Consider the following 22,445-nt stretch of genomic DNA (forward strand, 5'->3'; position numbering starts at 1 on the left):
CGAGAGCGGACCCAATGACAGATTATATCCGCGATGGACAGGCCATCTATGACCGTTCCTTCGCAATTATCCGCGCCGAGGCTGATCTGAGCCGCATTCCCGCCGATCTGGAAAAACTTGCTGTGCGTGTTGCCCATGCATCCGGCATGGTCGATATTGTCGACGATCTCGTCTTCTCTGAAAATGCAGGTTTAGTTGGACGCAACGCTCTCCTGGCTGGCGCGCCAATCCTTTGCGATGCACGTATGGTTGCTGAAGGCATCACGCGTTTGCGCCTGCCAGCCAACAATGAAGTTATCTGCACATTGAATGATCCTTCTGTTGCAGAACACGCAACGAAGATTGGCAACACACGTTCTGCCGCCGCACTCGATTTATGGCTTCCGCATCTTGAAGGCAGCATAGTCGCCATCGGCAATGCGCCCACTGCCCTCTTTCGTCTGTTGGAAATGCTGGATAACGGAGCACCAAAACCTGCGCTCATTATTGGTATGCCGGTCGGTTTTGTGGGAGCGGCGGAATCAAAAGACGAGCTTGCTGAAAACAGCCGCGGGGTGCCCTTCGTCATCGTGCGCGGACGTCGCGGCGGCAGCGCCATGACCGCAGCAGCTGTCAATGCACTTGCTTCGGAGCGTGAATAATGACGCAAAAAGGTAAGCTTTATGGTCTGGGCGTCGGGCCCGGCGACCCTGAACTCATCACGCTCAAGGCACTCAGATTGCTCAAATCCGTGCCCGTCGTCGCCTACCATGCAGCCAAGGGCAAAAAAGGCAATGCGCTGACGATCGTGGAAAGCTATCTATCAGCAGAGCAAACGCTGGTACCACTCATCTATCCAGTCACGACAGAAAAACTGCCCGCTCACATGGATTACGAGCAGATTGTCAGCGATTTCTACAGCGAGATTACTGCGACAATCGCAGATCATCTTGAGGCTGGTCGCGACGTAGCTGTTATCGCTGAGGGCGATCCGTTCTTCTATGGCTCGTTCATGTATATCCACGACCGATTGGCCGAAAAATACGAAACCGAAGTCGTACCCGGCGTTTGCTCGGTTTTGGGTGCTGCTGCCGTGCTTGGTGCACCGCTGGTCTATCGCAATCAGACGCTTTCCATTCTTTCCGGCGTCATGAGTGCTGAGGAACTGAAACATCGCCTCGCTGGCACAGAAGCCGCCGCCATCATGAAACTTGGCAAAAATCTCGACAAGGTTCGAGATGTTCTCAGTGAGCTTGGGTTGATGGATCGTGCACTTTATATCGAGCGCGCAACCATGCAGAACCAGCGCATTGCACCATTGGCGGAAGTCAGTGGCAGCGACTGCCCGTATTTCTCGATCATTCTGGTTCCCGGCAAAAAATGGAACGGTGCATGAAAGCGGCCATTCTCGTTCTTGGCGAAGCTGCGACTGCCACAGCGCGCAATGTGCAGTCTGTGTTTGGGAACGCTGAAGTTCTTGGACTGGAAAATCGTGTCACCAGTGCGGATAAAAGCTTTGCACATTTTGGCGATACGATACGTGCATTCTACGAGGAAGGCCGTCCGATCATCGCACTATGCGCTGCTGGGATCATCATCCGGGCGCTGGCACCTCTGCTGCAAAACAAACGGATAGAACCGCCGGTTTTAGCCGTTGCGGAAGACGGCAGTGCAGTTGTGCCGTTGCTTGGTGGTCTTTCCGGCGTCAACGATCTGGCGCGAACTATCGCTCAGGCCCTCAAAGTTGCTCCAGCGATCACCACCACCGGAGAATTACGCTTTGGCATCAATCTGTTGCACCCACCAGCAGAACTGACGCTCGCTAACCCCGAAAATGCCAAGCGCTTCATGTCTGATTTGCTTGCTGGCAAAACGCTACACATCAATGGGCAATCCCGCTGGCTCTCTTCCGCGAAGCTGCCTTTCGATGAAAATGGACAATTGGTGATCAGCATCACACCTGAAACGCGTAAGCCCCAGGAAAATGAACTGATCTTCCATCCACGCTCGATCGTAATCGCTATTGAATATCCAACGGAAAACCTCGCGGGTCTTATCGAACAAGCGTTTGATAATGTGGGACTATCCAGAGATTCCCTTGCACTTCTTCTCGCCCATGAAAAAGATTGCGGGTCACAGCATATTCAGCAGGCAGCACGGGCACTCAAAACGCCATTGCGGTTTGTTACGGGCACGAATGATATTGTTAAAGCCTCAGTTGAAAATCCTGTTCAGCGCATTCATGCCGAAACCTTGACGCTCGCCATTGCAGCAACCCCTGCGGATGTTCTCTTCATCGGACGAAAGCGCGGCAAGCTGACTGTGGTCGGTCTTGGTCCCGGCTCGAGAGAGCTGATGACACCTGCCGTTCAGCATGATCTGGAACGCGCCGAAGATGTGCTTGGTTATGAAACCTATGTGTGTATGGCGGGACCATTCCGTGGCGACCAGATTGTACATATGACCGACAATCGCGAAGAAATGCAGCGCGCGCGCCACGCTTTTGAACTCGCGGCTTCAGGCCGTGATGTGGTGATGGTTTCTTCCGGAGATCCGGGGGTATTTGCCATGGCAGCAGCAGTGGTAGAAGCGCTGCATGAATCATCTGATCCGGCATGGCATGGTGTAGAACTCGTCATTCAGCCGGGTATCTCGGCTGCAATGGCAGCAGCATCACGCATTGGTGCGCCTCTGGGGCACGATTTCTGTATCATATCGCTTTCCGATAATCTCAAGCCCTGGGATATAATCGAGAAGCGACTGGAACTTGCAGCTGAGGCTGACCTCGCCATGGCATTCTACAATCCCATTTCCAAAGCCCGACCACATCAGCTTGGCCGTGCGCTGGAAATTCTTCGCATGCACCGCAAAGCAGAAACGCCTGTCGTGCTTGGTCGCGACATTGGCAGGCCCGCAGAAACCACACGCGTCACAACGTTGGGAGAACTCACGCTAGACGATGTCGATATGCGCACGGTGGTTATTGTCGGATCATCCCACACGCAGCGATTCCCGCGCATGAATGGTGGAGAATGGGTCTATACGCCGCGTTGGTATGGCGACAAACCGGATAACTAAAAAACAAAAAGGCAGGGATTTCCCTGCCTTCTCAGTATTTTAGATCCGTTTATTGAATCACTTCTTCTTCGACTTCCTCGGTGCAGCTGGAGCCGCTGATGCGGTCTGTGCTGCGGCAGCTTCGGCTGCGACCTGGTCTGCACTCTTTGGCGAAGTATCGACAACAGAGCGCACTGCGCCGCCAGCCGAAACCTGACAAACGGCGGTACGCAGATCAACCTTCAGGTCGACATCTGTGCCACCACCTGCACCCGGACGGGAATTGACAGCGCTGATCGCGCGTTCAGGCAGGAAATACTTATTGGCAGCTGCTGTAATGCAAGGCTGTGCCAGCGAAGAATCAACCGTTGAGGTTGGAACGAAGCGTGGCAGCGATATCGTGGACGCAGTGACTGGCGCCTCGGACTTGCCGGGAACCGTTGCATTCTGCGTGGTTGTTGTACAAGCAGCAGCCAACGGGGCCAGCATTGCGATAACTAGGAAACGGGCTCCGGTGCGGGCGCGTCCGTACATGGTCAACCTCATAGGATTTGCTGAATAGCTAAAATTTTAATTCAGATAACTATTCGGTTTTAGCCGATTGTCGAGTGGCAGGAAGGCCACATTGCCAGTTTTTCGATTCGCATCCACAACAGCGTCATCATTGTTTCGTGAATATCCAGTTCAACATCTCACGCCAATCGCTCATGCGGATAGGCGTACCGTGATTACCACTTTCAAATCGACGGAACTGTACAGGATAACCGGGCACATTCTTGCGTATATCGCGATAAAAAGCTTCCTGCTTGTCAATTGCGAAAACCGGATCGCGACTGCCATGCCCGAAGAATACCGGCACACGCCTTTTGAATGCAGGTGATTTGAAAAAATCATTGTCCCACAATGATCCCAACAAGATCAGACCTGAAAGCTGAGCAGCCGCCTTTTCATTGGAAGCGATGCGCCAGCAGAGGGCCCCACCCTGAGATCCGCAAGCGAGGATAAGTGGCGCGGATGGCGAGGTAGCTTTTACAGCTTCAATGAGACCCGCTATCTGCGCTTCGCCAGTCGTTGCAAAATCCTTGAAGTCCGGCGTCAAATAAAGTCCGCCGTTGAGCGCCACCAAATTCTTCACACGGTTGAAATTGCCTCCGAAGGTAAAATCATTCATGCCCTGCAGGCGATTACCACCGCGTCCGTGCAGATAGATGACGATAAAAGCAGCGCCTTGCTGCTTTCCGGCAGCCATCGCCTTTACCGGACCTGCCGCGGTCTGAAACACGACATCTTTTTGATAGGCACGCGCTTTCAGCGAAACATAGGCATCCTTGACGCGCTTTTCCGGCACTGCATCGCGACCGTTGATATCGCGCATTTCATTGTAATCAATGACTTTATAATTGCCATTATCGGCGCTACTCAGAACAGCTGGATAAGCAAAATAATCATCCTTGAAAGGCGGAAGCGGTCCCTGTGCAAAGGCAGAACTGGCGAAGACCAGCAAAAGCCCTGCAAATAATCCAGCCCGTTTGCGCATTTTTCCTCCCAACAGCACTTTCAAAGCTCAAGCGTATGATAACGGCGATTGAGATAGATCAGCGCCTCTTCATCGGCATTGGAGCGCAATGCCACAACTTCACCAAACAGGACGTGATGGGTGGAGTGATCCTGTACGCTGATAACGCGACAATCGAAGACTGCCAGCGCGCCTTTCAGCGTCGGCGCTCCTGTCGCGAGCACGTCCCACGCGGCAAGGTCAAAACGCTCATCCTGTGTCAGTCCGATGCGACCAGAAAATGCATCTGCAAGCTGCTGGTGTGATCCAGCCAGCGTATTCACCGCAAACACCGCATTCCTGATGAAAAGCTGGTTTTCTTCATGCGTTTTCTGCAAGCAGATCAGCACGGTTGGCGGGTTATCCGAGACCGAGCATGAAGCTGTCAAAGTAAGTCCACGCCTACCAGCAGAACCGGCTGTGGTCACAACCTGTACCGCACCCGCGTAATGACTCATCGCATCACGATAAGTCTTCGGTTCTACCGGCATAGTATTTGAGATGATGTTTTTATCTGTTTGCACGTCAGCAAGCATCCGTATTGTCTGACAGGCTTCCGCAGATCAATGTCTGTTTGCCTGTATACATATACGGGCATTGCACAAAGGCGAGGAAACCGCTACCCACTTTTCGTTCAATTAGCCATGAAATGTTTGAAGAAGATAAATCGCGTGATCAAACCATTGCAATTACCGGGACTACATAAAGCGGTTCTCCGCCCGGAATTGCGCGCGCAAAACTGCACAAAGATACTTGTCGCAACTTTATCGGCTTTCACAATGCTTTGCCTGCCATCCGTGGCGCAGGAAAACCCGACGGGGATACGTATTGGAATTGCAGCACCGTTGAGCGGTGGATTTTCCCCGCTCGGAAATCAGCTCGTTGATGGTGCGCGTGTGGCGGCAACGGCAAAGAATGCCGCACTCATCGTCGCGGATGATCGCTGCGATGCCGAGGGCGGAAAATCAGCCGCAGAAGCCTTCGTCAAAGACAACGTACAGATAGCCACTGGCTTTCTTTGTTCCGAAGCGCTGGAAGCCGCGCTGCCTGTGCTCAATCAACATAATATTCCAGTTATCACCTCAGGCGTAAGCGAACCAACGCTGACAGAAAAACGTACAGCCACGCCCCTCCCGGTGTTTCGCCTAACAACCGGCATCGAGAAAGAAACGCGCGCCACAGGTAGCTTTCTGGGCAGCCTTTGGCGCTCCCAGCCCTTCGCTGTCATCGATGACGGTACGATTGAAGGTCGTGAACGCGCATCTCATGTTCTGGACAGTCTCAAGGAACAGCAACTTCAGCCCGCTTTCACCGATACCTATCGACCCGGCCTCGAAAACCAGAATGCACTTGTTGCCCGTCTGCGCCGTGCTGGCGCGACACATGTTTATGTCGGAGGAGAGCGCGATGATATCGCTGCTATAGGAGCGAGTGCTACGACGCTTAAATATCCGCTGGTGATTGCAGGCGGCAGCGTTTTGAATGCAGCACCGGGCACGCAGCCATTAAGTGCAGATACACTCATGATTGCGCCGCTAAAGCCGCAAGATCTTTCGACTGCAAAGCCCGCCGTCGAGGCAATCAGTCAGGCTGGTAAACTACCCGAATCCTATTCGGTCATCGGATTTGCCACAGTAGAGTTGGCCGCGAATGCGATTACTCAGGCAACAGACCAGAAGCAGCCTTTGCTCGATATTCTCCGCGACAACTCGTTTGAGACATCGCTTGGTACGCTTAAGTTCGACAGCAACGGCATACGAACAGACAATCCCAATCGTCTGCAACGCTATGATGGGTCACGGTTCATAGTAGCCGACTAGAGAACATCCCGAAAAGTGGGAACCGGTTTTCGGAATGTTCGCAGAAGCAAAGAAATAGAGCGTTGTTCGCCCTGTGGGGCGCCCAAAACCCGCTCTAACAGTTTTAATTATGCTGTAATGAGCCCAATCAAGCTCACGCCAATCAAGAGTCCTGTCATAAGGCTCATCACTGACCAGAACAGTTGAATTGCCGCGTCAATATCGTCGGCATTCGCATCACGCTTGCCATCGCCATTGAGCATCGGCCCTTCGACCTTCTCTGTGCCATATTGACGGGGACCGGCAAGCGCCAATCCCAGTGCGCCAGCAAACGCTGATTCCGGCCAGCCGGCATTGGGTGAACGATGCAGGCGCGCATCGCGCCACATCACACCAAATGCACGCTTTCCCGTTTCCTTATTATGCGTGAAAGCGGCAGCCAAAGCAGCCAGAGAACCAGTCAGGCGTGCAGGAATATAGTTCACCACATCGTCAAGACGCGCCGCGAAACGTCCAAAATGGCGATAACGTTCGTTCAGATGCCCAATCATTGAGTCAGCAGTGTTGATAAGCTTATAGGCAAACAGACCCGGTAGCCCTGCAATGAGAAACCAGAAGGCTGGCGCAACAATGCCATCCGACGCATTTTCAGCAAGGCTTTCCACTGCCGCCCGGCTAACACCGCCCTCGTCCAGCTGTTCGGGGTTGCGTCCGACAATCATCGAAACTGCTTTACGTCCACCTTCGATACCATCTTCACGCAGACCGTTTGCCACTGCCTTCACATGATCAGCAAGGCTCTTTTGCGCCAGAAATACCGCAACAATAACGATTTCAACCAGCGCACCAGCCGTACCGAGAAACGGCAACAGGTTTTCAACAATCAATCCGACAAGCACGCAAAGAGCGACCAACCCAATGGTGAGCCACATGCCATTGCGGCGCAGCGCTTCAACCGAAAGATTGTTGTTGTTGAAACGCCTTTCACCCCAGCTGATTGCTTTTCCGAACAGTACAACCGGGTGCGAGAACCGCTGCCAAAGCTGTGGCGGATCGCCAACGATACGATCAAGAACAAGCGCCAATGAAAGAACAATCAGCTTTATTTCCATAGTCTTGTCAGACTTCCCTGAATCAATCTTTCAAGCGCAGAATATGACGTAATGCCTGCTCAAGACGCACGAGTGCTGCTTCATCGGCAGCAAGCCCAATGCGCAGCCATTGAGGTTGGTAAGCGAACTTTCGCACCAGAATATGTTTTTCACAAAGCGCGTCATAAATCGCATGCGCCTCAGGGTGAGCGACCAGAACGAAGAGCGCTGTGCTACCCATTTCCTTCAAACCGCATCGTTTCAGAACAGTAGCAAGTTCTGCGCGCCGCCAATCAATGCGTGCGCGAAACGCTTGCAATTCTGTATCACTTTGAAAAGCATGATCGGCTATCGCCAAAGCGGGACCAGACACAGCCCATGGGCCAAGCCGTTGTGTTACTGTCTTCACGATTTCTGCACTTGCGAGCAAGAAACCAAGACGCATGCCTGCAAGACCGAAAAACTTGCCGAAAGACTTCAGCACGATCATAGGCGAGGTAACGGCATGGGCTGCAACACTGACCTCGATATGCGGATCGGCAAAAGCTTCATCGACGACGAGAAAGCCGCCACGCTCTCCAAGTTTCCTTGCCAGATCAAGCAGATCGGGGCGCGCAATAATGCGCCCATCCGGATTGTTTGGATTGACAATTGTGACGACACGCGCGTCGTGTGGAATATCTTCGAGCGTCTGACATTCAACCACGTTCCAGCCTGCGGCTGTAAAGGAAGCAGCATGTTCCTGATAGGTTGGGCTCAGAATAGTGACAGTTGATGGCTCGACCAGCGTCGGAATCAGTTGAATAAGTGCTTGTGTTCCCGGAGCGGCCACAACAGGAGCATCATCGGCAAGGTTGTAATATCGTCGCCCGGACACGAGAACCCGTTCCAGAAGCCCCTCATCGGGCAACCTGTTCCAAAGTGCAGGTGTGAAATCTGGCAGAGGAAAGTGCTCAGGATTGATGCCCGTTGAAAGATCGAGCCACTCTTCAGCCTTGCCGCCAAAGCGGGCGATAGCACGATCCAGTGCACCGCCATGTTCAATATGCGTGTTCACGCATCTTCTCCGCTGAAATCAATTACATGCATGAACGAGCCCGAAACGGAGCCTACACGTAAGCCAGCCTCCCCGTGCTCTGCACCTGATGCATCCTGTACCTTGAAAAGCCGCTCGGCATCACCTTCACGCACAATCGACGCATAGTGAAATTCATGTGCCTTGAGCGGCATTTGCCAGGGAGAACCAGCAAGCGGCTTGAGCGACCTATAGCCAAGGTGAAGTTTTCTTTTGGCGAAGCTGGTCTCAAGCGGCAAAAGCCCCAGCATCGGGTGGTTGGTGCCGTTGGCGTCTTCCAACGCTTCACCCAGCACCATATAGCCACCGCATTCGCCATAGATGGCAACGCCCTTTGTTGCCGCTGCCTTCATGCCAAGCTCGAAGTTTTTCGCAGAAGCCAGTTGCCCCGCAAAAACTTCGGGATAGCCGCCCGGCAGATAAATCGCATCGGCATTTTCATCTGGTGCTTCATCGGCCAGCGGCGAGAAGAATGATATCTCAGCCCCACGCCTGCGCCAGCCTTCAAAGAGATGCGCATAGGCAAAGGCAAATGCCTCGTCGCGCGCCACTGCAATGCGGCTTCCCAATGGCTTGAGACGTGGAACATTGGCCATCGCCGTATAACGCTTTGGCCCCGACCATATATGACTAAGGGCCGTAAAATCGATCCGATCTTCCAGAACATCGGCTGCATGATCCAGAAACCGCTCCAAATAAGCATGCTCGCCTGCCTGTACCAATCCCAGATGACGCTCGGGCAAGACAAGTGCCTCATCGCGTGGGATCGCACCCAACACAGTGATCCCGAGTGGCTTCAATGCTTCGCGCAGCATCATTTCATGACGGTCACTGCCCACCCGGTTCAGTACGATACCAGCTATCAACACATCTTTGCGAAACTGGCTGAAACCAGAAACCAGAGCTGCAATGGAATGCGATTGTTTTGCACAATCGACAACCAGCACCACCGGCAGATCAAGCATTTTTGCAAGATCGGCAGAGGAGCCTCGGCCATCCATGGCGCCGTCGAACAAACCCATCATGCCTTCGGCGACGAGCAGCTTACCACCTTCGGTCATGCGTGAAGAAAGTGCGCTGATAAGCTCCGGCCGCATCGCCCAGGGATCAAGGTTGAAGCACTCAGCGCCGCTTGCAGCTTTATGATAGGCCGGATCAATATAATCCGGCCCTGCCTTGACCGGAGCAAGTGCCACGCCGCACCGTTTGAGTGCCCGCAGCAGGCCAAGTGTGATCGTCGTCTTACCCGATCCCGATGCAGGGGCTGAAATCATGAAGCCATTCATACGCTTTGCACTCCACGCTTTTCCTGATCCAAGTGAAGCGGATCGCTTGTGAGTTTCCGGCCGTTCTGCGCGCCAAGCCAATCAAGGCCAGCGCGCAATCGCACAACCTCACCGACAACGACAATTGCAGGCGGATTGAGGCCCGCCGCCTCCACATCTGCAACGGCACGTGCCAATGTTGTCTCCAGAACCACCTGTTCCGGCAAGCTGGCATTGCAAACAAAGGCCACAGGCTCATCGGGAGAGCGTCCGGCAGCCATCAGCCGCGATGTGATGAGATCGATGTGCTTCATCGCCATATACATCACAATAACAGGAGAGGACTGCGCAATACCCTCCCAATTAATATGACCCGGTACCAGCCCCGTCGCATCATGCCCTGTCAGAAAGGTGACGGCTTGGTTGATATCACGATGTGTTGCGGCAATGCCCGCATAGGCAAGACCACCAATACCAGCTGTAATGCCCGGAACAATGCGAAACGGCACACCATGCTCCACGAGCGTCAGCGCCTCTTCTGCTCCACGTCCGAAAACAAATGGATCGCCACCCTTGAGGCGCAACACCTTCTTGCCCTCTTTGGCCAGTTCAACCAATCGCAGTGAAATATCGCGCTGTTTTGGCGAAGGCTTTCCACCGCGCTTGCCAGCATATTCAACAGTGGCCTCATCTCGCTTCAGCGAAAGACAAGTATCATCGACCAGCGCATCGTAAATGATTACGTCTGCCTGTTGCAGCGCATTGACAGCGTGAAGTGTCAGCAAACCGGGGTCTCCCGGGCCAGCCCCAACAAGCCAGACGTGCCCCGCCGGAAGCGAAGGCAAGTTCACTTTGCTCTTCGCAACCACGCGCGCAGGCGTCTCATTTGGGCACGCAGACGTCTGTTCCGGCTCGTTCATCTTATCAACCACAATTGTATTCAGCGGATTCCTGGAGTTTGACGTTCGATGCGACGATTATTTCGGTCGGATTACACACGCCTGATTCAATCCACTAGCGGCACAGCTATCAGATACATTATAAGGCGTCCATGAACGATGAAACCGCTCCCAAGAATAAAGCCCAAAAAATGGGTAAAGAAAAAGTCGAATTGCGTCGTGGCTGGACGACGGGTGCTTGCGCCACTGCCGCCACCAAGGCCGCATTGACTGCGCTCATCACTGGCGAATTCCCCGATCCAGTCGGCATTATCCTGCCCAAAGGTGATGTGCCCTATTTTCAGCTGGCTTATGAAGGTTTGGGCGACGGCTATGCGATGGCGGGGATCGTTAAGGATGCAGGTGACGATCCCGATGTCACCCATGGCGCCACAATCATTTCCACGATCTTTCCCGCGCCGCCCGGCACAGGCATCTTGTTTCGGGCTGGCGAAGGTGTAGGCACCGTTACACGACCCGGGTTGCAAATTCCTCCTGGTGAAGCAGCCATCAATCCTGCGCCCCGCCGCATGATGACAGAAATCTGCGAACAGATTTGCGCGGAATATGGCTTGCCAGCCGATCTCGTGATTACGATTTCAGTTCCGGGGGGCGAAGAGATTGCACAAAAGACATGGAATCCCCGTCTCGGGATCGTCGGCGGTATTTCCATCCTCGGCACAACGGGCGTCGTGCATCCATTTTCCTGCTCGGCCTGGATTCATTCGATCCATCGCGGCATCGATGTCGCGCGTGCAGCAGGACAGAAACACGTTCTGGGCGCGACGGGTTCAACTTCGGAAGATGCTGCACAAGCTATTTACGATCTGCCGGATTTCGCCATTCTCGACATGGGCGACTTTGCAGGCGGGATTCTTAAATATCTGCGCGAACACCCTATCGATAAACTCACCATTGCTGGTGGCTTCGCCAAGCTCACAAAGCTTGCGCAGGGTGCACTCGATCTGCACTCTTCGCGCTCACAGGTCGACAAAAGTTTCCTCTGGACTATCGCTGAAAAGGCTGGTGCACCGGAAGACATGAAGGACCGGATTCTCTTTGCCAACACGGCAATGGAAGTGCTTGAATTGACTCAGGCAATCGGCATTGACATGGCAATGCCGATTGCTCAGAAAGCCAAGGAAACCGCGCTCGAAACCCTGCGTGGTGCGCCCGTTGAAGTTGAAATCATTGTGACAGACCGCAAGGGGACTATCCTTGCCCGCCTTTAGGCCCAAAATACTGATCCTTGGTGGCACGGCAGAGTCTTCAAAGCTTGCTCCCGCATTAGAGGCCCTCCCTGTAGATGTCATAACATCGCTTGCAGGCCGCACGTCTAACCCAGCTGCAATCAGCGGCGCAGTTCGGATTGGGGGCTTTGGCGGCGCTGAAGGCCTGGCCGCCTATCTCGCAACAGAGCGCATCAATCTCATGATCGATGCAACACATCCCTATGCGACGCGCATTTCGCATAATGCTTTGCTCGCCGCACAGACAGCAAACATCCAGCTGATACGGCTGGAACGTCCTGCATGGCAAGAGGAGAGCGGCGACAACTGGACTGATATTTCAAGCGAAGCGCAGGCTGCAACGATGGTCCAAGCAAAAGAACGGGTGTTTCTCGCATTGGGACGACAGCATATCGAACCATTTGCTGACCGATACGATGTTCATTTTGTCATTCGGATGATCGACCCGCCACAAGTAAAGCTGCCGCAGGATTGTGAAATCGTTCTGGCAAGGCCGGGCGACTATCAAGCCGAGCGGCATTTCCTCACGGCTCGAAAAATCGGACTGATTGTCAGCCGTAATTCAGGCGGTGACATATCCTATGCGAAGATCAGGGCCGCGCGCGATCTCGCCATTCCTGTCATGATGATCGCCCGTCCGCCAGTCGCCGCAAAAACTGTTACAGCGACGATTGAAGAGACCATGACTTTTGCTCGCTCAGCCCTCGGGCTTTGATCGTGCCACGTGGCTGTGCGCTTCATGATAAAGCGCTGAGTCCCGAAAATTCTTCGGATCAAGTCCACGCCCAACGAAAATCATCGCCGTTCGCTTGAGATCAGCCCCTACAATCTTTGCCTCGATATCGGACAATGTACCGCGCAATATCTGCTCATCCGGCCATCCCACACGATAAGCGACCACGACGGGGCAATCTGCGCCATAAAGCGGTTCGAGTTCGGTTCTGATCTTCACAATATTGCGGATTGAAAGATGGATCACCAGCGTCGCCCCGGATTTGCCGAGCGTTGCAAGGTCTTCACCCTTGGGCATTGCTGAAGATTTCACCGATGTGCGTGTAAGAATGATGCTCTGATTGATTTCCGGGATCGTGAGTTCCTGCTTCATAGCAGCAGCAGCCGCGACAAATGCGGGCACACCCGGCGTCACATCATAGGGAATCCCCAGCAGATCGAGCCTGCGCATCTGTTCAGCCATCGCTCCGTAAATCGACGGATCACCAGAATGCACGCGCGCAATGTCATAGCCCTTTGCATGTGCTGCTTCGATTTCAGCGATGATTTCATCGAGTGTGAGCGCTGAACTATCAACCAGACGCGCATCTTTCGGAGCTGAGGCAACCACTTCCTTTGGCACCAACGATCCCGCATAAATGCAAACCGGGCAGCTCTCGATCAATCGCAGGCCGCGCACGGTAATAAGATCAGCAGCACCCGGACCGGCTCCAATGAAATGAACTGTCACGATTTCTTCCTTAATTCAGGTATTCCGAATGCCTTTTTGAGAGCGAGGAAGTCAATCGCTTTTCGGTAGAAGCCCTTCGATATCATTAAAGATCGATTGCCACTCTTCCTGCGTCAGCTCGAAAAAATTGAAACTTCTGAGCAAAAACGCCCCTTCATTGGCAATGAAAGCAAGACGTGCTTTGCGCCCTTCCGGTGTGGATACATCCAGACCGTCCCACTGCTTGCGATACCATATGCGGGTTTCATTGAGATACTCAGTATTGGGAATAAGGCTCGCCATCATTGCAGCAAAGCGGGAATCGTCTTCGGCATTGCTTTGGCGTGTTATGCCGATATGCGCTGCAATATGGGAAATCGCGTCGTTCTTATTCTGCTTGCGCTTTGTAACCTGATCGTCAAAGCGATCACCCCACCGTTCGATCATGGCTTTCAGAAGACCGTCCTTATTGCCGAAGCAATACTGGACACCGCCCTTGGTGACACCAGAGGCCTGCGCGACCGCATCCATGGTCAGAGCAACAATGCCACCGTCTGTCACGATCTTTTCAGCCATATCCAGCACATGATCGCGATCAATCGAACGTGGGCGGCCAGTTTTTTTCAACTTCTTACTTTCCATACGAGCGGATTTATATTATGTCAGCCATCCTGACAAGTTTGAATACGTTCGTATTGAAAAGGTATAATTCGATGTTGCCGCAAAATCGCTGGCTCGTACTCGCAATCGTTTCCAGCGCGTTGTTCCTGATCGTTGTTGATATGACGGTCCTCTACACGGCACTGCCACGCCTCACTCATGATCTGGCGGCCAGCGCTTCGGAAAAGCTCTGGATCATGAACATCTACCCGCTGGTGGTTGCTGGCCTTCTGCCAGGCCTCGGCACACTGGGCGACAAGCTCGGCCACAAGCGCATGTTCATGAATGGTCTGGCCGTGTTCGGCCTGGCGTCGCTTTGTGCTGCGTACTCTCCTAACCCTGAAGTCCTGATCGCTGCCCGTGCCTTCCTTGCCTGCGGTGCCGCAATGATGATGCCTGCCACGCTGTCGATCATCCGCCTGACCTTCACTGATGAAAAAGAACGCTCACTCGCAATCGGCATCTGGGCTGCAATCGCTTCGGGCGGCGCTGCTATCGGCCCCGTCGCCGGTGGCGTGTTGCTTGAATATTTCTGGTGGGGTTCGGTATTCCTGATCAACGTGCCTGTTGTTCTGGTGGCTTTGGCTTTGTCTGCGATTAATCTCGAAAACCGCCCACTCGGCTCAAAGCGCAAATGGGACCTTGTCGGTTCAATCCAGATCATGATTGGTCTGATCGCCCTCACCTATGCCGTCAAAGAACTGGCCAAGCGCGATGCGTCCATGACAATTTTCGCAGCAGCCCTCGTCATCGGCCTTATTGCCACGACAATATTCGTTCGCAGGCAGTTTGCGAGCGCTGAGCCGCTGATTGATTTCTCACTGTTCAAAACCCGACTGTTCTCGATGGGCGTGTTTGCAGCTCTTGTCGCATCCGGGTCTATGACTGGCATGGAACTCGTTTTCAGCCAGCGCATGCAATTGATCGAAGGCATGTCACCTTTGCAGGCTGGCCTTGTGCTCCTGCCTATTCCGTTGGCAGCATTTGTTGCAGGTCCCCTTGCAGGCATGCAATTGCCACGACTTGGCGCAGGCAAGGTATTGTGGGCGTCGCTCGGTATCACAGCGCTTGGCGTCGTGATCTACATTCTGACCTACAAGCTCTCCACGCCGTTCTATCTTGCCGGACTAGCAGTTCTCGGGTTTGGCGTTGGTTGTGCGATGACAGGTGCATCATCTTCAATCATGGGGAATGCACCTGCGGAGAAGGCCGGCATGGCAGCGTCGGTCGAGGAAGTATCATTCGAGCTCGGCAATGCGCTGGGTGTGACGATCTTCGGCACCATCCTGTCGGCTTTCTATACCGCAAGCCTCGTCCTGCCAGAGGGACGGAATATTCCGAATATCGCCCGTGACAGTCTCGATGAAGCCTTGTTGACTGCGCAATCCTTGCCTCCAGAGGAGGCAAGCCTATTGACCAAACTGGCCGCATCTTCTTTTGAGAACGCCTATTTGGCAGTGATTGTCGCTACAGCTCTTCTGCTGATCTTTGCGACCATTGCAATTTACATTGTGCAACGCCGCAAAACCGAAATAGTGTGATCAACTAAATACGTGTCACCGCCAGCGCTGCGGTGACACGGCCCCCCACTGTCTTTTCGACCATCAACAAAGCCTCTGGTCCTGCTGCAGCCAGCGCAGCCGATTCCGCGACGCCATGGCAACCAATTGTTGCGAAAACCACGTCCGAAGGGTTTTTGATTCGAGGAGCCTCTTCCTCAAGTAGCTCAGCACCAAAGAAGCACAAGCTACATTCATAATGCTCGGCAAGAGCGAGCCAGACTGGCTCATTCTGTTTGATATCGAGTGTTGCGATCTTATCGGGCTTTATCACACCGGCATCGGCGAGAACCCTGTCCGCTAATGAAACAAGCTCCTCCAGCTTTACGCCCGAGGAGCTGCCCATTCCCAAAACAATGCGCTTTACGTCAGAGGCCACAGGGCGACGCTTGCTGCGCCTGACGCAAATCTTCAGCCGTGACCCCGAGAACATCAGCAATGCGCTTGATCATCGCCGTTTCAGATTGATCAATATGATTATCTGCACAGGCTATTCTCATCAAATCGCGCAGCAGCGATGCGCGACGCTCTGGTGCCATTTCAGCAAGCATACTGGCTGCCTGCTTCGTCGTGGTTTCATATCCGAAATCCTTGAGATACTCGGTAACTTCCGGGAGTTCCTCCGCCGAAATACCAAAACTCTCTGAAGCTATTGCTTTAAAAGCCGCAATTTCAGCTGGATGACGGTCGCCGTCGGCAAACACCACATGAAGCAGGAGAAGCAATTCCGAAGCGAGGGCCGGGTCTTCGGCTACACGCTGCACAGCGCTTTTTTTGCTGAGAAACGCAGTGATGCGTTCGAAAATGCTTTCACTCATGGGCTACCCTCTCCTGTATTGCATTAGCAACTCTTTCTAATGATGCCCGAACCAGTAAACAACGCAAGCGCCACAATGCAACAGCTAAGGATTTTCGGAGGTGCCTTTAGCTCTACACCGTCTGGCGTAACGAGATTGTCTGCTCTATGTTGCGTCATCTCATCCCGGAATCCCCCTCCATGCTTGAATTCTTCGACACCTTAACGCTTCTCCTGACCATGGCCGCTTTCATTGCAGGCATCATCGATTCGATCGCTGGTGGTGGCGGCATGATTACGATCCCCGCCCTGCTTCTGGCCGGGATTCCGCCTGTCGAAGCTCTGGGGACCAACAAGCTGCAAGGTCTGTTTGGATCGTCATCCGCCACAATCGCCTATGCACGCAAAGGCCATGTTAATATCCGGGCGCAATGGCCGGAAGCGCTTGCTTCACTCATTGGCTCGGTCTTTGGCGCACTGCTAGCGACGGTCGTGCCAGTCGACATCATGCGCGCGGCACTGCCAATGCTGCTGATTGCCATTGCAATCTATTTTGCTGTGAAGCCAAGCCTTGGCGACGTAGACCGTGCACGTCGCATTGGTCCGTTCCTGTTTGGCGTCACCATCGTCCCACTGATTGGCTTTTATGATGGGCTGTTCGGCCCCGGCACCGGCTCATTCTTCATGCTTGCCTTTGTCGCACTGGCAGGTTTTGGCGTCCTGAAAGCCACCGCTCACACCAAGCTGCTCAATTGCGCGTCAAATGTCGGTGGTTTTACCACTTTCGCGCTGGTTGGTGTCATCAACTGGAAAATCGGCATTTGCATGGGCGTAGCGCAATTTATCGGCGCGCAAATCGGCGCGAGCCTTGCCATGAAAATCGGCTCTCGCATCATCAAGCCATTGCTCATTGTCGTCAGCGTGGCGCTCGCCATTCGGCTGCTGATGGATGGCACCAATCCGTTGCGTCAGTGGATCGGATTTTAAACCCGAAGCGCTACCAGCACCACGCCGCAGCCGATCAGCACAATGCCGAACCAGTTAATGGCTGACATGCGTTCGCCGAGAAACGCTGCGCCAAACAATGCCACCAGCACGACTGATAGCTTATCGACGGGCGCAACTCGCGCCGCATCACCCATCTGCAAAGCTCGGAAATAAGCCAGCCATGACGCCCCCGTGGCTAAGCCCGACAACACAAGAAACAGCCATGACCTTGCAGAAATATCACCCGGCCTCTGCCATTGCCCGGTGACGGTCAGAAACAGGCAAAGCGCACCGATGATCACCAGAGTACGGACCAGCGTGGCAAAATCCGAGTTGATGCCCTGAATACCGATTTTTGCAAAAATTGCGGTCAGGGCGGCAAAGACCGCCGACATCAATGCCCAGAATTGCCAGCTCATTGCCATGATCAGAACTCGATACCTTTTTGTGCTCTTACGCCCGAACGGAAGGGATGTTTGATCATTTCCATCTCGGTTACAAGGTCTGCAGCTTCGATAAGCTCATCCTTGGCATTACGACCCGTGATGATGACATGCTTCATTTCCGGCTTGTTCCTGAGCACTTCGATAACTTCCTCAACAGGCAGATAGTCATAGCGCAAGACGATATTGAGCTCGTCGCACAGAACCATATCAAGGCTTTCATCCATGATCATGGCCTTGGCCTGTTCCCATGCACCGCGAGCCATTTCAATGTCGCGGACACGGTCCTGCGTTTCCCAGGTAAAGCCTTCCCCAAGCGCCGAAATCGTCACCTGTTCAGGAAATTTCTCCAGAACCCAACGTTCCCCTGTGTCCCACGAGCCTTTGACGAACTGCACGATGCCGATCTTCATACCATGCCCCAGCGCACGGAAAGCCATGCCGAACCCTGCGGTCGACTTGCCTTTACCCTTGCCGGTATTGACAATGATAAGGCCTTTTTCTGCCGTCTTGGTGGCCTGTATCTTGTCGCGTGCGACCTTCTTCTTGCGCATCTTATCCGCATGACGGGCATTCAGTTCTTCTTCCGTCATCGAAAGAAGTTTTGCAGATTTCTCAGCCATTTAATGCCTCCTTATCATAGCATTTCCAGCAAAAGTGCGAAGCAGTTTTGCGTAGGATAATGCGTAAAAACAAATAGTTACAGCATCTTCAACGATTCAGTCTTAACTGGATCCGCTGTAACGCGTGATCTCATCCGAAAAGTCAGCAACGTTTCGGGGTCAGGTGCCCGGATTCACTTTCATGAGTTGTTCAAGTGCAAATCGCGCTGAATTGGAGCGTGGTGTCCAAAACCCGCGTTCGATTGCTTCATTCAGTTTTGCCGCAGTCTCTGCCAGTGCCGCCGGGTTTTTCTCAAGTATAAAATCCTGCACTGACTTGTCGGCGATATAGGCTTGATAAACCACCTCGAAATGATGATTTCCGACCTTGCCAGTGGTCGCTGCAAAAGCAAACAGATAGTCGACTGTGGCCGCAATTTCAGCCGCGCCCTTATAGCCATGGCGCATGACACCAGCGATCCATTTAGGATTTGCAGCCCGCCCTCGCACGACGCGCGAAAGCTCTTCTTCCAGCGTGCGGATTACCGGCTTTTCTGGCCGCGAGTGGTCATTGTGATAAACCTCCGGCATTGCACCGGTCAGCTTCTCGACCGTTGCGGCCATACCGCCCTCAAACTGATAATAATCGTCACTGTCGAGCAGATCATGCTCGCGATTATCCTGATTTTGTACCACGGCCTGCACGGATCGCAGACGCTCTTCGAGAAGTCCGCGCTCGGCTTGACCGTCTTCGCCCGCTCCATAAGCGTAGCCACCCCAGACAAGCCATGCCTCGGCCAGATCGTTACGACCAGCCCAGCCCTTTTCATCAATCAAGGCCTGCAAACCTGCACCATAGGCACCGGGTTTTGAACCGAACACCCGATAACCTGCGCGGCGGTCTGCGGTCTTTTCATCCGCACCGCTTGCAATCAGCCGCTCTCGCTCCGCCTTTATGCGTGCAGCTATGGGGTTGTCATCCACGTCTTCATCAAGTGCGCCGACAGCGCGCACAGCTTTATCAAACAGAGCAATCTGCTCTGGAAAAGCATCACGGAAAAAGCCGGAGATACGCAAAGTCACGTCCACACGTGGACGCCCAAGCTTTGCGAGCGGGACAATCTCATAGCCCGTGACCCGGCGCGAGGCCATATCCCAAACCGGCTTCACGCCGATAAGCGCCAAGGCCTGCGCAATGTCATCGCCACCGGTACGCATGTTGGACGTGCCCCAAGCCGTCAGGCCAAACGACGTTGGCCATTCACCATGATCCTGCGTGTAGCGGGTGATTAGCAGTTCTGCGGATTTACGCCCAAGGTCCCATGCGGCGGGAGTTGGTACGGCCCGGCTATCAGTTGAAAAGAAGTTGCGCCCTGTCGGCAGCACATCGGGCCGACCACGTGTCGGCGCACCAGATGGCCCCGGCGGAACAAAACAACCCGAAATCGCAGACAAAAATCCGTCGATCTCGGACGGCCCGCACGACACCACCATCGTGCGCAAATGTTCATTAATTGCTTGCAGCACGGCCAGAGTTGCAAGCCAATCTGCCGGACAGACCGCTTCACTGGCAACAAATTGCGCGGCAAGCAGTTCAATACGCTCAACCGTATCGCCTGCAATACGCCAACTGGCCGTGCTTACCGCCGCCAGCGGCTCTGGCTGTGGTCCTGTCCAAGGATCAGACATCACACAATCAAGCGGATCAAAACCTTCGCCAAGCCCTGCATCACGGGCAATCGCTCTTTGCAGGCTCTGATCGCCCGGCAATCCACCCAGCGAAAGTGGAATGCCGCGTGGTACACGCGCCAGCGCGACAAGAAGATCGGTCAGCAACCGTCCTTCTGGTGCCAGACCGAAAATATGTAAGCCATCGCGGATCTGCATTTCTTTGAGATCACAAAGATAGGCGTCAAGCTTTTGCAGCGCCATGTCTTCATCATCATGGGCATGAATGCCGGCATCACGATCAAGGCCAATATCACGGACCAGATCAAGGATTTGCCCTTTGAGCCGCAACAGACGTCGCGGATCAACGCCCGACGCCTCATAATATTCGTCCACCAATGCTTCGAGGTCTTTGAGCGGCCCATAGCTTTCGGCACGTGTCAGCGGCGGTGTCAGATGATCAATGATCACTGCACCTGCACGACGCTTGGCCTGAGTACCCTCACCCGGATCATTCACAATGAACGGATAGACATGAGGCATCGGCCCCAACACGGCTTCCGGATAACAGTTTTCAGACAACGCCAAAGCCTTGCCGGGAAGCCATTCCAGATTGCCATGTTTGCCCATATGAACAATGGCATCAACGCCCGCCACTTCCCGCAGATAAGCATAGAAAGCCATATAACCATGCGGCGGCACAAGATCAGGCGAATGATAGGTTTCCTTGGGATCGATATTAAACCCGCGTGCAGGCTGAATACCAACGAGCGTTTCACCAAACCGCATCAACGGCAAAGCAAGGGCAGTGAGCTCATTCGCAAAATAAGGATCGTTCTCCGGTGTGCCCCATCGCGCGGTCACTGCATCCTGAATCACATTGGGAAGCGTTTCAAAGAAGCGCTTGTATTGATTCAAGGAAATGATCTCACGGATTTCGCGACCATCACGCGCAGCATTGGTAGGCCCGGCCATAATTTGGCGCATCAGGTCATCGCTGTCGGCTGGAATATCGCCAACCACATAGCCCGCGCCTTTCATAGCGCGCAAAACTTCGACCGTTCCGGCTGGCGTATCAAGCCCGACGCCATTGCCAAGCCGCCCATCACGATTTGGATAATTGGCGAGGATCAGCGCAATGCGGCGCGCACACGCATTCTTTCGCTTCAGCCTCACCCAATTGGCAGCGAGTTCGGCCACAAACGCAACGCGGCCCGCATCTGGTTCGTGGGTGACAATATTTGCCTCAACCGAGGCATCAAATTGCTTGGCCGACTTGAAGGAAACAGCGCGTGACAGCACACGCCCATCCACTTCTGGCAGCGCGACATTCATCGCAAGATCGCGCGCAAGCAGGCCCTGCTGCGAAGCTTCCCATGTCGCTTTCGGCGTTCCGGAGAAAATCACCTGCAAAACCATATTGCCGCGCTTATCAAGCACAGTAGCTTTACGCTCCGCGCCCGGCGAGGAAATGGCGAAGCCAGTGGCATTGAGTACAATATCAGGCGTGCAATCTTCAAACACCCCATCAACGACGGCCGCCGACAGCCGGTCCTTGAGGCTCGAAACAAAAATCGGCAACGGGTTGAGACCCTGCGCCTGCAAAGCAACAATCAGCGCTTCAACTGGTTGCGTCTGACCGCTCTGCACCAGCGCACGGTAAAATATGATTGCTGCAACCGGGCCGCTGGCATCCAGCCAATGGCGTTTGATACTATCGAGCGACGATACCGCATCATCCGGCCACCACAGCCCGGCTTTCAGTAAGGGGGCTGCCTCTTCCGGCTTTTCAGAGTCTGAAACCAGTGCTGTGCAGTAGCTCAAGAACGCGATCGTATTCGCCGTTCCGCCTTCGATCAGATAATGCCAAAGCGCCTCGCGCTCCGCAGCAGACACATTGGAAAACCTGTCGAGGCCATGATCAGGCTTATCATCACCCGGCAGCACGGCAATCTTTATACCATGCGTAAGCGCACAGGCATGCAGGGCCTCAAGCCCATAAGGCCAGTAGGTTTCACCGCCAATGATGCGCACCACGATCAGCTTCGCATGACGTGCCGTACGCTCCACATAGGTATCCACCGACATGGGATGGGTTAGGCTCAGGAAATTGGCGAGCCGCAGGCTTGGCAAGCCGTGCGCAAACTTATGGGCTTGGGCAAGGCTTGCCAATTCTGTGTCGGCGGCAGAAAGAAACAATATGTCGCCCGGAGTCTGGCCAAGATCAATGGCCTCGTTGCCGTCGCTGATTGTTCCTTGTCTCGCGAGCAGAAGATGCAT

General features: G+C 53.9%; 22 protein-coding genes. 8 read left to right on the forward strand and 14 right to left on the reverse strand.

Going from position 1 to position 22,445, the window contains the following annotated elements; genetic code table 11:
* The first annotated feature begins 14 nt into the window (after positions 1-14).
* The 3 genes from CEV32_RS12920 to cobJ are packed head-to-tail and all read left to right on the forward strand — an operon-like array spanning position 15 to position 3,057.
* Positions 15-641 (forward strand): precorrin-8X methylmutase, encoded by a 627-nt coding sequence (locus CEV32_RS12920; protein ID WP_094577538.1) that lies wholly within the window; start codon positions 15-17, stop codon positions 639-641.
* On the forward strand, positions 641-1,375 hold the full coding sequence (locus tag CEV32_RS12925; protein WP_094577539.1) for a precorrin-2 C(20)-methyltransferase: 735 nt from the start codon (positions 641-643) through the stop codon (positions 1,373-1,375). The genes CEV32_RS12920 and CEV32_RS12925 overlap by 1 nt, the downstream gene beginning before the upstream one ends.
* On the forward strand, positions 1,372-3,057 hold the full coding sequence (gene cobJ, locus CEV32_RS12930; protein ID WP_208620849.1) for a precorrin-3B C(17)-methyltransferase: 1,686 nt from the start codon (positions 1,372-1,374) through the stop codon (positions 3,055-3,057). Before CEV32_RS12925 ends, cobJ begins: the two co-directional genes overlap by 4 nt.
* 57 nt (positions 3,058-3,114) lie before the next feature.
* Here the strand turns inward: cobJ and CEV32_RS12935 are convergent, their stop codons facing one another.
* The 3 genes from CEV32_RS12935 to CEV32_RS12945 form a co-directional block, all read right to left on the reverse strand.
* Positions 3,115-3,570, reverse strand: coding sequence for a hypothetical protein (locus tag CEV32_RS12935; RefSeq protein ID WP_094577541.1), 456 nt, complete (start codon positions 3,568-3,570; stop codon positions 3,115-3,117).
* A 127-nt stretch (positions 3,571-3,697) separates the two neighbouring features.
* Complete coding sequence (locus CEV32_RS12940) at positions 3,698-4,573, reverse strand: alpha/beta hydrolase (protein ID WP_374882898.1); 876 nt, start codon at positions 4,571-4,573, stop codon at positions 3,698-3,700.
* A 20-nt stretch (positions 4,574-4,593) separates the two neighbouring features.
* The gene (locus CEV32_RS12945; protein WP_094577859.1) at positions 4,594-5,115 is read right to left on the reverse strand and encodes a flavin reductase; all 522 of its coding nucleotides are present in this window, start codon (positions 5,113-5,115) and stop codon (positions 4,594-4,596) included.
* Positions 5,116-5,157: 42 nt separating this feature from the next.
* Here CEV32_RS12945 and CEV32_RS12950 point away from each other — a divergent pair, with 42 nt between their 5' ends.
* A complete protein-coding gene (locus CEV32_RS12950; protein WP_374882900.1) occupies positions 5,158-6,411 on the forward strand; it encodes a branched-chain amino acid ABC transporter substrate-binding protein in 1,254 nt (417 codons plus the stop codon).
* Between the two features lie 107 nt (positions 6,412-6,518).
* On the opposite strand, the gene cbiB is transcribed toward CEV32_RS12950, so the two are convergent.
* The 4 genes from cbiB to cobA are packed head-to-tail and all read right to left on the reverse strand — an operon-like array spanning position 6,519 to position 10,741.
* Complete coding sequence (gene cbiB / locus CEV32_RS12955; protein ID WP_094577543.1) at positions 6,519-7,502, reverse strand: adenosylcobinamide-phosphate synthase CbiB; 984 nt, start codon at positions 7,500-7,502, stop codon at positions 6,519-6,521.
* A gap of 22 nt (positions 7,503-7,524) precedes the next feature.
* Positions 7,525-8,538 (reverse strand): threonine-phosphate decarboxylase CobD, encoded by a 1,014-nt coding sequence (gene cobD / locus CEV32_RS12960; protein ID WP_094577544.1) that lies wholly within the window; start codon positions 8,536-8,538, stop codon positions 7,525-7,527.
* A complete protein-coding gene (locus CEV32_RS12965; protein ID WP_094577545.1) occupies positions 8,535-9,842 on the reverse strand; it encodes a cobyrinate a,c-diamide synthase in 1,308 nt (435 codons plus the stop codon). The genes cobD and CEV32_RS12965 overlap by 4 nt, the downstream gene beginning before the upstream one ends.
* Entirely contained in the window at positions 9,839-10,741 is a 903-nt protein-coding gene (gene cobA / locus CEV32_RS12970; RefSeq protein ID WP_094577860.1) for a uroporphyrinogen-III C-methyltransferase, read from the reverse strand. Before cobA ends, CEV32_RS12965 begins: the two co-directional genes overlap by 4 nt.
* Before the next feature lie 131 nt (positions 10,742-10,872).
* Between cobA and CEV32_RS12975 the strand changes: the two genes are divergently transcribed.
* Positions 10,873-11,991, forward strand: coding sequence for a cobalt-precorrin-5B (C(1))-methyltransferase (locus CEV32_RS12975; protein WP_094577546.1), 1,119 nt, complete (start codon positions 10,873-10,875; stop codon positions 11,989-11,991).
* Entirely contained in the window at positions 11,978-12,724 is a 747-nt protein-coding gene (locus CEV32_RS12980; protein WP_094577547.1) for a cobalt-precorrin-6A reductase, read from the forward strand. Before CEV32_RS12975 ends, CEV32_RS12980 begins: the two co-directional genes overlap by 14 nt.
* On the opposite strand, the gene cobM is transcribed toward CEV32_RS12980, so the two are convergent.
* Both cobM and CEV32_RS12990 read right to left on the reverse strand, forming a co-directional pair.
* On the reverse strand, positions 12,707-13,471 hold the full coding sequence (gene cobM, locus CEV32_RS12985) for a precorrin-4 C(11)-methyltransferase (protein WP_094577548.1): 765 nt from the start codon (positions 13,469-13,471) through the stop codon (positions 12,707-12,709). The two genes, CEV32_RS12980 and cobM, sit on opposite strands and share 18 nt — an antisense overlap.
* A 51-nt stretch (positions 13,472-13,522) precedes the next feature.
* A complete protein-coding gene (locus CEV32_RS12990; protein ID WP_235818817.1) occupies positions 13,523-14,077 on the reverse strand; it encodes a TetR/AcrR family transcriptional regulator in 555 nt (184 codons plus the stop codon).
* Positions 14,078-14,163: 86 nt separating this feature from the next.
* Here CEV32_RS12990 and CEV32_RS12995 point away from each other — a divergent pair, with 86 nt between their 5' ends.
* On the forward strand, positions 14,164-15,651 hold the full coding sequence (locus tag CEV32_RS12995; RefSeq protein WP_094577550.1) for an MFS transporter: 1,488 nt from the start codon (positions 14,164-14,166) through the stop codon (positions 15,649-15,651).
* A gap of 4 nt (positions 15,652-15,655) precedes the next feature.
* Here CEV32_RS12995 and CEV32_RS13000 read toward each other — a convergent pair whose 3' ends face one another.
* Together CEV32_RS13000 and CEV32_RS13005 are read right to left on the reverse strand one after the other, a co-directional pair.
* Positions 15,656-16,015, reverse strand: a complete 360-nt coding sequence (locus tag CEV32_RS13000) for a cobalamin biosynthesis protein (protein WP_094577861.1) — start codon at positions 16,013-16,015, stop codon at positions 15,656-15,658.
* Between the two features lie 22 nt (positions 16,016-16,037).
* A complete protein-coding gene (locus tag CEV32_RS13005; RefSeq protein ID WP_094577551.1) occupies positions 16,038-16,487 on the reverse strand; it encodes a tellurite resistance TerB family protein in 450 nt (149 codons plus the stop codon).
* A gap of 179 nt (positions 16,488-16,666) precedes the next feature.
* On the opposite strand from CEV32_RS13005, the gene CEV32_RS13010 reads away from it, so the two are divergent.
* Complete coding sequence (locus tag CEV32_RS13010) at positions 16,667-17,452, forward strand: TSUP family transporter (RefSeq protein WP_094577552.1); 786 nt, start codon at positions 16,667-16,669, stop codon at positions 17,450-17,452.
* On the opposite strand, the gene CEV32_RS13015 is transcribed toward CEV32_RS13010, so the two are convergent.
* The 3 genes from CEV32_RS13015 to cobN form a co-directional block, all read right to left on the reverse strand.
* A complete protein-coding gene (locus CEV32_RS13015; RefSeq protein ID WP_094577553.1) occupies positions 17,449-17,877 on the reverse strand; it encodes an EamA family transporter in 429 nt (142 codons plus the stop codon). The genes CEV32_RS13010 and CEV32_RS13015 overlap by 4 nt on opposite strands.
* Positions 17,878-17,879: 2 nt before the next feature.
* Positions 17,880-18,518, reverse strand: a complete 639-nt coding sequence (cobO, locus tag CEV32_RS13020; protein WP_094577554.1) for a cob(I)yrinic acid a,c-diamide adenosyltransferase — start codon at positions 18,516-18,518, stop codon at positions 17,880-17,882.
* A gap of 159 nt (positions 18,519-18,677) precedes the next feature.
* Positions 18,678-22,445, reverse strand: coding sequence for a cobaltochelatase subunit CobN (cobN, locus tag CEV32_RS13025; protein ID WP_094577555.1), 3,768 nt, complete (start codon positions 22,443-22,445; stop codon positions 18,678-18,680).

The sequence above is a fragment of the Brucella rhizosphaerae genome (assembly GCF_002252475.1).
GTDB lineage: Bacteria > Pseudomonadota > Alphaproteobacteria > Rhizobiales > Rhizobiaceae > Brucella > Brucella rhizosphaerae.

Bases quoted from the DNA above. Each gene is read 5' to 3' on its own strand.
- CEV32_RS12920 (WP_094577538.1), top strand. From the start codon at position 15: ATGACAGATTATATCCGCGATGGACAGGCCATCTATGACCGTTCCTTC.
- CEV32_RS12925 (WP_094577539.1), top strand. From the start codon at position 641: ATGACGCAAAAAGGTAAGCTTTATGGTCTGGGCGTCGGGCCCGGCGAC.
- cobJ (WP_208620849.1), top strand. From the start codon at position 1,372: ATGAAAGCGGCCATTCTCGTTCTTGGCGAAGCTGCGACTGCCACAGCG.
- CEV32_RS12935 (WP_094577541.1), bottom strand. From the start codon at position 3,570: ATGTACGGACGCGCCCGCACCGGAGCCCGTTTCCTAGTTATCGCAATG.
- CEV32_RS12940 (WP_374882898.1), bottom strand. From the start codon at position 4,573: ATGCGCAAACGGGCTGGATTATTTGCAGGGCTTTTGCTGGTCTTCGCC.
- CEV32_RS12950 (WP_374882900.1), top strand. From the start codon at position 5,158: ATGTCTGTTTGCCTGTATACATATACGGGCATTGCACAAAGGCGAGGA.
- cbiB (WP_094577543.1), bottom strand. From the start codon at position 7,502: ATGGAAATAAAGCTGATTGTTCTTTCATTGGCGCTTGTTCTTGATCGT.
- CEV32_RS12965 (WP_094577545.1), bottom strand. From the start codon at position 9,842: ATGAATGGCTTCATGATTTCAGCCCCTGCATCGGGATCGGGTAAGACG.
- cobA (WP_094577860.1), bottom strand. From the start codon at position 10,741: ATGAACGAGCCGGAACAGACGTCTGCGTGCCCAAATGAGACGCCTGCG.
- CEV32_RS12975 (WP_094577546.1), top strand. From the start codon at position 10,873: ATGAACGATGAAACCGCTCCCAAGAATAAAGCCCAAAAAATGGGTAAA.
- CEV32_RS12995 (WP_094577550.1), top strand. From the start codon at position 14,164: ATGTTGCCGCAAAATCGCTGGCTCGTACTCGCAATCGTTTCCAGCGCG.
- CEV32_RS13000 (WP_094577861.1), bottom strand. From the start codon at position 16,015: ATGGGCAGCTCCTCGGGCGTAAAGCTGGAGGAGCTTGTTTCATTAGCG.
- CEV32_RS13005 (WP_094577551.1), bottom strand. From the start codon at position 16,487: ATGAGTGAAAGCATTTTCGAACGCATCACTGCGTTTCTCAGCAAAAAA.
- CEV32_RS13010 (WP_094577552.1), top strand. From the start codon at position 16,667: ATGCTTGAATTCTTCGACACCTTAACGCTTCTCCTGACCATGGCCGCT.
- CEV32_RS13015 (WP_094577553.1), bottom strand. From the start codon at position 17,877: ATGGCAATGAGCTGGCAATTCTGGGCATTGATGTCGGCGGTCTTTGCC.
- cobO (WP_094577554.1), bottom strand. From the start codon at position 18,518: ATGGCTGAGAAATCTGCAAAACTTCTTTCGATGACGGAAGAAGAACTG.
- cobN (WP_094577555.1), bottom strand. From the start codon at position 22,445: ATGCATCTTCTGCTCGCGAGACAAGGAACAATCAGCGACGGCAACGAG.